The 11958-nt window shown below is 67.9% G+C and carries 13 protein-coding genes and 1 tRNA gene; 6 read left to right on the top strand and 8 right to left on the bottom strand.

Translation table 11 applies throughout. The features are described 5' to 3' along the window. The first annotated feature begins 28 nt into the window (after nucleotides 1-28). On the top strand, nucleotides 29-760 hold the full coding sequence (locus ACIQTX_RS08555; protein ID WP_105526653.1) for a hemolysin III family protein: 732 nt from the start codon (nucleotides 29-31) through the stop codon (nucleotides 758-760). Between the two features lie 7 nt (nucleotides 761-767). Here the strand turns inward: ACIQTX_RS08555 and ACIQTX_RS08550 are convergent, their stop codons facing one another. Next, nucleotides 768-1067 carry a hypothetical protein gene (locus ACIQTX_RS08550; RefSeq protein WP_402971226.1) on the bottom strand — a complete coding sequence of 100 codons (300 nt, stop codon included), beginning with the start codon at nucleotides 1065-1067 and terminating at the stop codon, nucleotides 768-770. Between the two features lie 67 nt (nucleotides 1068-1134). Between ACIQTX_RS08550 and ACIQTX_RS08545 the strand changes: the two genes are divergently transcribed. After that, entirely contained in the window at nucleotides 1135-1521 is a 387-nt protein-coding gene (locus ACIQTX_RS08545; RefSeq protein ID WP_028503805.1) for a DUF4307 domain-containing protein, read from the top strand. Between the two features lie 97 nt (nucleotides 1522-1618). Continuing rightward, the gene (greA, locus tag ACIQTX_RS08540; RefSeq protein WP_028503804.1) at nucleotides 1619-2107 is read left to right on the top strand and encodes a transcription elongation factor GreA; all 489 of its coding nucleotides are present in this window, start codon (nucleotides 1619-1621) and stop codon (nucleotides 2105-2107) included. Between the two features lie 70 nt (nucleotides 2108-2177). Here greA and ilvA read toward each other — a convergent pair whose 3' ends face one another. Both ilvA and ACIQTX_RS08530 read right to left on the bottom strand, forming a co-directional pair. Further along, on the bottom strand, nucleotides 2178-3407 hold the full coding sequence (ilvA, locus tag ACIQTX_RS08535) for a threonine ammonia-lyase (RefSeq protein WP_402971222.1): 1230 nt from the start codon (nucleotides 3405-3407) through the stop codon (nucleotides 2178-2180). Continuing rightward, nucleotides 3404-4600, bottom strand: a complete 1197-nt coding sequence (locus ACIQTX_RS08530; protein WP_028503802.1) for an AI-2E family transporter — start codon at nucleotides 4598-4600, stop codon at nucleotides 3404-3406. Before ACIQTX_RS08530 ends, ilvA begins: the two co-directional genes overlap by 4 nt. Nucleotides 4601-4686: 86 nt before the next feature. On the opposite strand from ACIQTX_RS08530, the gene ACIQTX_RS08525 reads away from it, so the two are divergent. Then, on the top strand, nucleotides 4687-5952 hold the full coding sequence (locus ACIQTX_RS08525; RefSeq protein ID WP_402971219.1) for a winged helix-turn-helix domain-containing protein: 1266 nt from the start codon (nucleotides 4687-4689) through the stop codon (nucleotides 5950-5952). Then, a complete protein-coding gene (locus ACIQTX_RS08520; protein ID WP_402971216.1) occupies nucleotides 5949-6848 on the top strand; it encodes a hypothetical protein in 900 nt (299 codons plus the stop codon). The genes ACIQTX_RS08525 and ACIQTX_RS08520 overlap by 4 nt, the downstream gene beginning before the upstream one ends. A gap of 12 nt (nucleotides 6849-6860) precedes the next feature. Here ACIQTX_RS08520 and ACIQTX_RS08515 read toward each other — a convergent pair whose 3' ends face one another. The 3 genes from ACIQTX_RS08515 to ACIQTX_RS08505 form a co-directional block, all read right to left on the bottom strand. Beyond that, nucleotides 6861-7427 carry a LemA family protein gene (locus ACIQTX_RS08515; protein ID WP_021199536.1) on the bottom strand — a complete coding sequence of 189 codons (567 nt, stop codon included), beginning with the start codon at nucleotides 7425-7427 and terminating at the stop codon, nucleotides 6861-6863. An 88-nt stretch (nucleotides 7428-7515) separates the two neighbouring features. Next, on the bottom strand, nucleotides 7516-8829 hold the full coding sequence (locus ACIQTX_RS08510; protein ID WP_402971212.1) for a D-arabinono-1,4-lactone oxidase: 1314 nt from the start codon (nucleotides 8827-8829) through the stop codon (nucleotides 7516-7518). Further along, a complete protein-coding gene (locus ACIQTX_RS08505) occupies nucleotides 8826-10073 on the bottom strand; it encodes an amino acid deaminase/aldolase (protein WP_402971209.1) in 1248 nt (415 codons plus the stop codon). Before ACIQTX_RS08505 ends, ACIQTX_RS08510 begins: the two co-directional genes overlap by 4 nt. 86 nt (nucleotides 10074-10159) lie before the next feature. On the opposite strand from ACIQTX_RS08505, the gene ACIQTX_RS08500 reads away from it, so the two are divergent. After that, nucleotides 10160-10235 (top strand) — tRNA-Leu (locus ACIQTX_RS08500). A gap of 6 nt (nucleotides 10236-10241) precedes the next feature. On the opposite strand, the gene ACIQTX_RS08495 is transcribed toward ACIQTX_RS08500, so the two are convergent. Together ACIQTX_RS08495 and ACIQTX_RS08490 are read right to left on the bottom strand one after the other, a co-directional pair. Beyond that, nucleotides 10242-10907: a DedA family protein gene (locus ACIQTX_RS08495; RefSeq protein ID WP_402971206.1), complete on the bottom strand. Its 666-nt coding sequence runs from the start codon at nucleotides 10905-10907 to the stop codon at nucleotides 10242-10244. A 6-nt stretch (nucleotides 10908-10913) separates the two neighbouring features. Next, nucleotides 10914-11840: a cation-transporting ATPase gene (locus ACIQTX_RS08490; RefSeq protein ID WP_402971203.1), complete on the bottom strand. Its 927-nt coding sequence runs from the start codon at nucleotides 11838-11840 to the stop codon at nucleotides 10914-10916. Nucleotides 11841-11958 lie beyond the last annotated feature (118 nt).

Raw genomic sequence — 11958 nt, 5'->3', positions numbered from 1 at the left:
GGTATGCGCATCGGCTTAGAGTGAGCACGTGAGCACTCCTGAGCCCTCCGGCCCCGACGTCCCCCAGCTGCCTCTGCTGGAAGCTGCGGAAGTGGATGCGGCGGTCGATATCAAGCCGACCTGGCGAGGGTGGATCCACGCCGGGACCTTCCCCGTGGCCGTCATCGCGGGGATCGTGCTGATCATCGTGGCCGACGGCGCACCGGCGAAATGGGCCTCCGCCGTGTTCATGCTCACATCGCTGCTGTTGTTCGGCAATTCTGCGCTGTACCACCGCTTCGATTGGCAGCCGAAGGTCAAGGTGCTGCTGAAGCGCATCGACCATGCCAACATCCTGCTGCTCATCGCCGGTACGTACACCCCGCTCGCCGTCCTGGCACTGCCGCCGGAGAAGGGCGTGCTGCTGCTCTGTCTGGTCTGGGGAGGAACGCTGGTGGGCATCCTCTTCCGCGTCTTCTGGATCAACGCCCCGCGCTGGCTGTATGTCGCCCTCTATCTGCTGCTCGGCTGGGCCGCGGTGATGTACATCGTCGACCTCATGAACGCGAACTTCGCGATGATGGTGCTGGTCATCGTGGGCGGACTCCTCTACACGGGAGGCGCGATCGTCTACGCACTCAAGAAGCCCAACCCCTGGCCCGGCCACTTCGGCTTCCACGAGATCTTCCACGTGTGCACGGTGCTCGCGTTCCTGTGCCACTGGACGGCATGCCTGCTCATCGCGCTGGCACCGCTGTCGCCCTCGCTGGGCGCGCCGTAACGGCCGGTCAGCGGGCGGGCTTCTCGCCGTCGACGTCAGGAGCGGCAGTGCCGTCGGATGTCGGCGAACCCTTTTCGGGAGCAGCGGTGTCGCCCCCGGCCCGCGCGGCCTCTTCGGCATCCAGCTCGTCACGAACCTCTTCGCGGTACCGGACACGACGAATGCGGCGGTTCATGTCCCAGATCAGCAGGATCACTGCGATCACGACCACGACGATCGCGGCGAAGCCGACGAAACCCGGAGTGACGGACACCGGATCGACCGTCATGCTCGGTGTCGGCATCGGGGTCTCGGACAGAGCGAGCATGAATCGACCTTTCGTACGCAGGTCGCATAACCTGGTAACACCAGCCTAACGACCGGAAGACCCACCTGTGACGACCGCACAAGAGCTCGACGAACGCTATGGCCGAACCCGACGACGGCGGACGCCATGGATCATCGGCGGCGCGATCGCACTGCTGATCGTCGGTGCCTTCAGCTGGATGACCGTCGCCCAGTCGATGGCATCCGTCGACGCCGACGATCTGGGCTTCGAGCTCGTCGACGAGCACTCCGTGAACATCAGCTTCCAGGTGACCGGCGTGCAGGGCAAGAACGTCGTGTGCGCCGTCGAAGCACTCGATGAGGAGTTCGGCGTCGTCGGCTGGAAGATCGTCGAGATCGAGGCCGGAGACAGCCACTCGCAGGCGCGATCGGTCACCATCCCGACCGTCGCCGAGGCCACCACAGGTTTGGTGAACACCTGCTGGGTCGCCTAGACTCGTGCCAGACAGACGACGCCCTGGCACCGTGCCAGGGCGTCTTGGCATATCCCCCGCAGCACGTCGGAGGGATACCGAAAGAAGGAGCTTCGTCATGTCCACCGACGCTCAGGTTCCCTTCCTCACGCAGGAAGCGTATGACCGGCTCGTCGCCGAGCTGGAGCACCTGTCCACCTTCGGCCGCGACGAGATCGCCAAGCGCATCGAGGCGGCTCGCGAAGAGGGCGACCTCAAGGAGAACGGCGGATACCACGCCGCGAAGGATGAGCAGGGCAAGCAGGAGGCCCGCATCCGCACGCTCGAGGGCCTGCTGAAGACCGCCAAGGTCGGCGAGGCTCCGGCCAGCCGCGGAATCGTCGAGCCCGGCACCGTGGTCACCGCGCTGGTCGCCGGTGGCGAAGAGGTCTTCCTCCTCGGCAGCCGTGAGATCGCCGCAGGCAGCGACCACGACGTATACAGCGAAGCCAGCCCTCTCGGACAGGCCATCCTCGGCCTCAAGGTCGGCGAGAAGTCTTCGTACGAGGCTCCGAACGGCCGCTCGATCAGCGTCGAGATCGTGAACGTCGAGACCTACACGGGCTGAGCCGCCACGCAGAAGCGCCCCCGCATCCTCTCGGACGCGGGGGCGCTTCTGCGTGATCGGGCGGTCGTGCTCAGTCGGCGATGAGGATGGGCTCGAAGCCGGCACGGCGCAGCGTGTCGAGCGTGTGCTCCGAATGCTCGGGGCCACGCGTCTCGACGCTGAGCTCGAGGATGACGTCGCTGATCTGCAGTCCGTGACCATGCCGCGTGTGCATCGCCTCGATCACGTTCGCCCCGGCTTCGGCGACGAGCTCGGACACTCGGGCGAGCTGACCTGGACGGTCGGGCAACGGGATGCGGATGGTGAGGTAGCGGCCGGAGGCCGCGAGCCCGTGCGAGACCACGCGCTGGAGCAGGAGCGGATCGATGTTGCCACCGGACAGCACCGCCATCGTGGTCCCCGTCGCGGACACCTTGCCGGCCAGGATCGCGGCCACGCCGGCGGCTCCTGCGGGTTCGACCACGACCTTCGCCTGCTCCAGCAGGATGAGGATCGCGCGCGCCAGGTCGTCGTCGGAGACCGTGACCACCTCGTCGACGAGATCTTTGATGATCTCGAACGGGATCGCGCCAGGGCGCGCGACCAGGATCCCGTCGGCGATCGTCGGACGTGTGACGATGTCGACAGGTTCGCCCGCCACGAGCGAAGGCGGCACTGCGGCGGCGTTCTCCGCCTGCACACCGATGATGCGGACCGTGCGCCCGAGCTCGGCGGCGCGCGCCTTCACGGCGGCGGCGACACCGGCGATGAGCCCGCCACCCCCGATGCCCAGGACGACGGTGTCGACGTCGGGCGCATCCTCCAGCAGCTCGAGCCCGAGAGTTCCCTGCCCGATCACGACGTCGCGATGGTCGAACGGGTGGATCAGCATGGCACCGGTGCGCTCGGAGAACTCGGCGGCGAGGCGCAGCGAAGTCGCCACCGTCTCACCCTCGAGCACGACCTCTGCGCCATAGCCACGCGTGGCGAGCAGCTTCGGCACCGGAACGCCCAGCGGCATGAAGATCGTGGCGGAGATGCCGAGCTCCTGCGCCGCGAGCGCGACGCCCTGTGCATGGTTTCCAGCCGAGGCCGCGACGACTCCGCGAGAGCGCTCCTCAGCACTCAGCTTCGACAACCGGTACGCCGCACCACGGATCTTGAACGACCCCGTGCGCTGAAGATTCTCCATCTTCAACAGGACGGGGACTCCGAGGATGTCGGAGAGAGCTCGCGACGGCAGCGTCGGCGTGTGCGAGATCACCTCAGCCAGACTCTGAGCTGCTTGTTCGAACTCGGTCAGGCTGGGGACTTCGCTCATCGATTCCTCCGTCTCCGCTCGCGCGGTACTGTGCTCCAGATAAGGTCTCCGCCAGGGCCGGCGCCGGTGCGCCACGACCCGGTGCTGATGGTCACTGCCGCGACGTTCACGAAGGCCGCGAGCGGCACGGCGAAGAGAGCTCCCGGGATGCCGGCGATCATCGCGCCTCCGGCAACCACGAGGACGACGGCGAGCGGATGCACCTTGACCGCTGAGCCCATCAGGATCGGCTGCAGGATGTGTCCCTCGATCTGCTGGACCGCCAGGACGACCACGAGCATCCAGAGCGCGATCCAGGGCCCGTTGTAGACGAGCGCCAGGAACACGGCGACCGCGCCGGTCACCACCGCTCCCACGATCGGGATGAAGGAGCCGAGGAACACCAATACCGCGACCGGCAGCGCGAGAGGCACCTGGAGCAGGAAAGCCCCGAGCCCGATGCCGATCGCATCGATCGTCGCCACGAACATCTGCGTACGCGCGTAGTTCACGATGGTGGTCCAGCCGTTGCGGGCTGCACCGTCGACGGCCGGGCGGGCGTTGCGCGGGAAGATCCGGAGGGTCCACCGCCAGATGCCGGCGCCGTCGGCCAGGAGGCAGATGAGGATGAACAGCGCCAGCACCGCCCCCGTCGCCACATGCCCGACGGTCGTGCCGATCGCCAGCGCTCCCGTCCACAGCGCCTGCGTCTGCTCGGTGAGGAAGTCGAGGCCCTGTTGCACGAAGTTGGCGATCTGGGTGTCGGAGAGGCTCAGCGGCCCCTCGTGCAGCCAGACCTGGAACTGGTCGAAGGCCTCGGTCGAGCGCTTCTGCACGTCTGGCAGCTGCTCTCGAACCTGCCAGACCACGAGCCACATCAGTCCCGTGACGATCGCGGCCGTTCCGATGAGCGAGATCGCTATCGCCAGCCAGCGCGGGAGTCCGCGTCGCAGCATCCACGAGAACGCCGGCCACAGGAGGGCGGTGATGAGGATGCCGACCATGAGCGGGATGACCAGGAGTTTGAGCGTCATCACCAGCCAGATGAAGACGCCGATGGCCGCCGCGATCAGCAGCAGCCGCCAGGCGTAGCTCGCGGTGATCCGAAGGGGCAGGGGCACCGCCTCGTCGGCCTCGGTCGTCACGGTGCGGTCGGTGGAGACCGGGCGCGGACGGAAGAGATCTCGCAGCCGGGGTCGCTGGTCCTCGCTCATCGCCCAAGTCTACGGTCATGCCGTATGCCGTTGGACGCATCCTTTCCCTCGCACCCCGTGTCGGTGGCCGACGATACCCTGGCGATGTGACCGATACCCTCAGTTCCGCCCAGGCTCGCCGCATCGCCCTGGCGGCTCAGGGCTTCACCCGCGCGCGTCCGGCCTCGGTCTCTGGGCGGCACGTGCACCGGGTCATGGACCGGCTCGGCGTGCTCCAGATCGACTCGGTGAACGTCTTCGCGCGCTCTCACTACCTGCCCCTGTTCTCGCGCCTCGGCGCCTACGAGCCCGCACTGCTCGACCGCGTCTTCCTCTCCCGCACCACCCACTACGTGGAATACCTCGCCCACGAAGCGACCTTCATCCCGATCGAGGACTGGCCGCTCTGGCGGTTCCGCATGGAGGACTTCCGCAGGCGTTGGGCAGGAGAGGACTCGTGGACGAGCAGCAACGCGCGAACGGTGCAATGGGTGCAGGATGAGCTGCGCGCCCGTGGTCCTCTGCGCCCGGCCGATCTCCGCGACGACGCGCCTCGCGAACGCGGAACCTGGTGGGACTGGGACGATGCGAAACTCGCCCTCGAGCACTTGTGGCGAACCGGAGACGTCGCGATCAGCGGGCGCCGCGGGTTCGAGCGCACCTACGCCCTGGCTGAGCATGTCATCCCCGATGGCATCCGTTCACAGCAGATCTCCCGTGCCGACGCGATCCTCGAGCTGACGCGCCGTGCGGCCCGCTCGAGCGGCGTGGCGACGCAATCCGACCTCGCCGACTACTACCGGATCCGCGATCGCACAGCTGTTGCCCGATCGATCGCCGATCTCGTCGACACCGGTGAGCTGCTTCCGGTGCAGGTGCGCGGCTGGGACCGCGGCGGCCGGCCGCTCCCCACCTGGCGGCATCGAGACGCCGTCCTCCCCCGCAAAGTCGACACAGCGGCCCTGCTGACGCCTTTCGACCCGGTGGTGTGGTTCCGTGAACGGGCGCTCCGCGCCTTCGAGCTCGACTACCGCATCGAGATCTACGTTCCGGCTGAGAAGCGCCGATACGGCTACTATTCGCTGCCCGTTCTCGTCGGCGACCGCATCGTCGCGCGGGTCGATCTCAAGGCCGATCGTTCGACGTCGACCCTGCAGGTGCAGTCAGCCTGGTGGGAGCCCCAGGCGCGCGCCGGCGACGCCGACCCCATCGCCGCCGAGCTGACTCTCGCCGCGAAGTGGCAGGGCCTCGAGCACGTATCGGTCTCGGGCTGGGGCGACGCCACCGCAGCTCTGCATACGGCGCTGACGGGAGGCGCGGGAGTCGGCCCCTCCGTGCGTCGTCACGTGCATGCACGAGAGGGAATCGGATGAGCAGGCGTCGGTGGTGGCTGATCGGCGGTGCCGCCGGGCTCGTCGTCATCGCCGCCGGACTGTGGTTCTGGCAGTCGACGACCCGTCCACCCACGCCCGAAGACGCAGCGCTCGGATATCTGCACGCCCTGGAATCCGGAGACGCCGATGCCGTGGCTGCGACCGGGATCACCGTGTCGGCGACGGCACTCGACGCCTTCGGCTCAGCAACCGCGCTGATCGAAGAAGCCGTGGTGACGACGGTCCGGGAAGACGGCGACTCGGCGAACGTCGACGTCACGTTCCGCCTCGACGATGAGAAGCGCACCGCGCAGCTGACGCTGATTCCGATCGACGGACGCTGGACCGTCGACGAATCAGGCCTCGGCACGCTGACCGCCCAGTCGACGATCGGCTCCGACGTCGCGATCGGTGCGGCAACCACACCCGTCAGCAAGGAGATCGCGCTGCTGCCGGCGGCCTATACGGTAACTGCCGCACCGTCGGCATTGCTCTCCGGCGAGACCACGGTGCAGTTGCTGCCCGGCGCTGCAGCCACCGCGGCCGTCGACGCCGAACTACGTCCAGAGGCCACCGCGGCCGCACAGACCCAGCTCGACGAGCATCTCGAGACCTGTACTGCGCCCGGCAGCGAGGTGCCAGACGGATGTGGCATCCGAATTCCGTGGGGCACGGAGTTCCGCGAGGTGACCGAGATCGACTACCGCATCGACGAGTCACCCGCGATCACACTGACGCCGACGGGATTCACCGCGCAGGGTGGAGTGCTCGTGGCTACCATGACCGGCATCGGCCAAGACGGCGCCGCCCGCACCGTCACCTACCGGACAGATTCCTGGAGCCTGCGGGGTGAGGCGTCGTTCACCGCCGACGGACTCGTGCTGTCGGCGTGGTGACGGACGGTCTCGTCAGAACTGCACGCGCGGCGGCTCGGAGATGGCGCTGCTGTCGGCCACCTCGAAGAACTCGCGCTCTGAGAAGCCCAGTCCCTTGGCGAACAGGTTGTTCGGGAAGACCTTGATCTTGGTGTTGAGCTCGCGTACGCCGCCGTTGTAGAACCTGCGTGCCGCCTGGATCTTGTCTTCGGTGTCGACCAGAGCCTGCTGCACTTGGAGGAAGTTCGTGCTCGCCTGCAGCTGCGGGTACGCCTCGGCGACCGCGAAGAGGCTGCGCAGCGCCTGCTGGAGGTGTCCCTCGGCGATGCCGGCCTCGCCAGGCCCACCGGCTGACAAAGTCTCGGCGCGCGCACGAGTGACGTTCTCGAAGACGGCCTTCTCGTGGGAGGCATAACCCTTGACCGTCTCGATGAGGTTCGGGATGAGGTCGGCTCGTCGCTTCAACTGCACCGTGATACCGCTCCACGCCTCATCGACGCGGACGTTCAGTTGCACCAGCGAGTTGTACGTGGCCCAGAGATAGATGCCGACGAGCAGGATCACTCCGACAACGATCAGTACCGGCACGAGCCATTCCATCAGAGGCCCACCCTTCCTCGTGTTTCTCTCATCCTAGACGCGCAGTCTGCACGTGGACTGGGCATGCGCGGCAGCCGCCGCGGTCGTATCAGGCGCCGAGGACGCGTTCGAGATACCGGTTCCCGAATCGACGATCCGGATCCAGCCGATCGCGCAACGCGACGAAGTCGTCGAAGCGCGGGTAGCGCTCACGGAACGTCTCCGCGGTGAGAGTGTGAAGCTTTCCCCAGTGCGGGCGGCCACCGAACTCGAGCAGGATCTCTTCCACCGCCCCGAAGTACTCCGTCGGGTCGGCGCGCCAGTAGCGGTGCACCGCGATGTAGGCGCTCGCACGGCCATGCGCTGTCGACAGCCAGCGATCGTCAGCGGCGGCGAAACGCACCTCGATCGGGAACTCGATCCGCCACTTCCGTTGCGCGATGAGTGCGCGCACCGCTTGGAAGGCGGGCACGACGTTCTCGGCCGGAAGCGCGTATTCCATCTCGCGGAATCGCACGGTCCTGCTCTGGATGAGCACGCGATGAGACAGTTCCGTGTACTCCCGATCCCCCGTGAGCTTGACAGCGAGTCGACTGAACGACGGTGTGATCGCGGGGATGACCTGGCCCGTGGCGCACACCGCCCGGTAGACCCCGTTGGAGAGCAGAGTCTCGTCGATCCATCGTCCGACCACGGGAAGCGGCTTTCGCACGGTCGCCTCCGGCAGACGCGTCTGCCGCTTGGTCAGTGCGACTTCCGTGTGCGGGAACCAGTAGAACTCGAAGTGATCGGATGCGGCGACGCGCTCGTCGAGCGTCGCGAGCACATCGTCCAACGGAACCGGCTCATCGATCGCGTGCATCACGAAAGCGGGGACGCACTGGAGGGTCACCTCGACGATGATTCCGAGGGCACCGAGTCCGAGCGCCACCGCGGGGAGAAGGTCGCTCTCATGCTGCTCGTCGATGCGGAGGAACTCTCCGGCGGCAGTGACCATCGTGACGCCGACGACCTGGGTGGCGAGTCCGCCGTACCCGGCACCGGTACCATGCGTGCCGGTGGAGACGGCCCCTGCGATCGATTGCCGGTCGATGTCGCCGAGGTTCTCCATCGCGAGTCCGAACGGGGCGAGAAGTGCGGGGATCCGGTGCAGTCGCGTGCCTGCGAGCAGGGTCACACGCCCGGTGGCGGCATCGGCTGAGACGAGTCCCTGCAGGTCGTCGAGCTCGAGCAGGACGCCCGGTGCGACCGCGATTCCGGTGAAGCTGTGTCCGGCGCCGACGGCCTTGACGGGGAGTCCGTGCTTCACTGCCGCGACCACCGCGCGCTGCACGCCTTCCGGGCTGCGCGGACGCTCCACGCGTACGGGCCGCACCGAGGCCGAGCGACCCCAGTTCTGCCAGGTGCCGCCGATCCGCGTCACAGGAAGGCCTTTCCCTCACCGCGGTAGGTCGGCAGCTCGTCGATGATCTCGTCACCCGACACCAGGTGGTAGCTCTCGATGCGCTCGGCCGGTTCGCCGCTCTTGGCATGGCGGAACCAGACCCGATCTCCCACTCCGAGCGATGTCGCGGCTGGACCCTGGAGCGGTGTCTGCACCTCGCCGGCAGCCTCGCGGGAAAGCGTGTGGAGGCCCTCCGGCCACACCGCGCGCGGCTGGCGTGAGGCGAGCGCAGGGCCGGACGCGATCCACCCTCCGCCGAGAACCGTGGCGATGTCGATGGCCGGACGCCGGACGACGTCGAAGGCGAACGCGGATGCCGGCGCGGGGCGGAAGGAGCGGTAGCCGTCGAACAGGTGGCCGCCGAGGAGCCCGCTGCCTGCACTCGCTTCGGTGAGGGATTCATCGCTCCCGGTGAACTCGAGTGAGCCGGTCCCACCGCCGTTGAGGATCTCGAGCGGAGCGATCGCGCCGACCGCGGCGACGATGGCTGCCCGGCGCTCCCGCAGCTCGTTGCGCGAGCGTGCCTGCACCATGCGGATCAGCGGTGCGTCCGGCCCTGCGTCATCGCCCTGCCCGGCGATCTGAGCGTCGTACATCTGCAGTCCGACGAGCCGGAATCCCGGGCGCGCGACGACCTTTCGGGCGAAGGCTGCCACTTCTCCCGCGCTGAACAATGCCGAACGGCGCACGCCGATATGGCCGAGGAGCGAGGATCGCCAGGAAGCGTCGACATCGATGGCGACCCGGAGCTCCGGACGCGAGCCGGGACCGGCGACGCTGTCGATCAGGTCGAGGTGGACGAGGTCGTCGACCATCAACGTGATGCGCTGCGCCGCCTGCTCATCGGCGAAGAGCCGTTCCAGACCCGCTCGATCCACGGTCGGATACCCGAGCATGATGTCGTCGTGGGTCTCGGCGAGCCAGAGCGCCTCCTCGAGCGTGAAGGCGAGGATCCCGTGGAATCCGGGAAGCTTCAGCACGGCATCGAGCACCGCGCGCACCCGCACCGACTTCGAGGCGACGCGGATGGGGAGGCCGCCCGCGCGCACCAGGAGGTCCATCGCGTTGTAGCGGAGCGCCTCGCGGTCGATCACTGCGACCGGTGCGGGCAGGTGTCCCGTCACGGCGGACAGGCGCGGCCAATAGCGGGCCGGGTCCTCCCATTCGGGGGCGACCGAAGGCGCACCATGGACGGGGCTCAGTTCGTCGATGAGGTCGAGCACTCCCCCACCCTAAGGCCTCCTCGTACTCCGGATCACCCTCGGCGGCACCGCGTCGCATCCGAGTGCGGCGATAGGCTGGCGACGAGGCCCCCGTAGCCCAATGGCAGAGGCAGGCGACTTAAAATCGCTTCAGTCTGGGTTCGAGTCCCAGCGGGGGCACCACTGCGCTCAGTCCTCGACCTCGGCGACTGCCTTCCGCTCCCCCGCGGCCTCTCGGATTCTCCGCACGACCAGGACTACGAAGGCCACTGCTATCGCCGTGTACACGGCGTAGTCGAGGTAGCCGAGGTACTCCTCCAGCTGTTCGTGCTGCGTGCCGAGGGCCGCGCCCACTCCGAGGAGAAGCGCGTTCCAGAGCCCGCTGCCGATGACCGTGTAGACGCTGAACGTCACGAGATTCATGCGGGAAGCGCCCGCGGGGATCGAGATCAGGCTGCGAACACCCGGCACCATCCGTCCGACCAAGACGGTCCAGGCGCCGCTGCGCACGAACCAGTCCGATCCTCGTTCCAGGTCGGAACGACTCACCAGCCGTGTCGCCGCCAGCATTCGTACGGCCCGGTCCATACCGATCGCCGCACCGAGCCAGTAGAGCAACAGGGCACCCAGCCACGACGCGAGGGTGCTCCAGAAGATCAGCCAGCCCAGGTTCAGGGGGCCGCTCTGGCTGAGGTACCCCGCGAACGGCAGGATCACCTCGCTCGGGATCGGTGGGATCAGCACTTCGAGGAAGACCAGCACGCCCACGCCGATGTCGCCGAGCGCCGTCAGGACATCGGCGGCGAACCCGGTGAGCCCGGTGAAGCCGTGCTCGGTCGCAGTGAGGAGAACCATCCGCGCTCAGCGTCCGAAGAGGTCGCCGATGCCGGGGATGCCGAGGTTGCCGAGCTGCTCGCCCCACCCACTCGCCGCATCACCGATCCCGGACACCGCATCCCCTGCGGAGCCCATCAGGTCGCTGGCACCTCCGGCAAGGCCCTCGACATCCAGACCGGAGGCCAGCGACTCGACATCGATACCCTCAGCCAACGCACCGAAGTCGACGCCGATGTTCGCCGCCTGCTCGAGCAGTGGTCCGGCCACCGTGCTGAGCACGGCGCCACCGGCGACCACGCCGAGCAGACCGACCGCCGCGCCACCTGCGGCGACCGCCGCACCGCCGGCACCCGCACCGCGCACCCGCGACAGCAGACCGCGCATCCGCCCCGGCTTCATGGCTTCCGCACGTCCGGCAGCACGCGCGAGGTCGTCGGGCGATGACGACCGCGGGCGCTCGGTAGGTGCGAGCTCTTCTCGCATGCGGGCTTCGACGAGCGTCCGCTGCTCGGGAGTCAACCGGGCGAAGGCTTCGCGGTGGATCTGCTCGACCCGCTGCGGATCTGCCGTCTGCAGCAGGTAGTCATAACGGGCGATGGCCGCCCGATCGGCATCGGTTGCCGTCTGCGAAGCGCGCGGAGCTCCCGGAGCAGGCGGCGCGTACGGATTCGAAGATGATGGTGCCGCACTCGTCGAACGCGCGCGCTCACCGGGCGAGGCGGGCGGCGCATACGGGTCTGCCGGCGCGGGCCGGCCCTGGCTCGACGGCTGCCCTGGGTCACCCTGCCCACGAACGGCGTCGACAGCGCCACGGAGCATGCCTCCCCAGTCGGTCGAGCGGGATCCGTCCTGCGCACGGGATCCGTCAGTCGAGTGACTGTTGCGCCCGGAGCCGGCGTTCTTCTCGAGCGCGTCGGATGCCATTCCGATCAGGCGGGAGAGCTTTCCCATGAGTGCGTCCCTTCGTGGTGCGGACCACCGCGATCCACGACGTCGGAACGACGGCAGGGTTCTCTCGGCAGCCCGCGATGCGGGTGCCAAGGTCTCCTCCACCCTCGCGGGCCAGCGG

Source organism: Microbacterium sp. NPDC090281 (assembly GCF_044769635.1).
Lineage (GTDB): Bacteria > Actinomycetota > Actinomycetes > Actinomycetales > Microbacteriaceae > Microbacterium.
The sequence above is the reverse complement of the archived record's forward strand: the minus strand, read 5'-3'. Positions and strand labels throughout refer to the sequence as shown.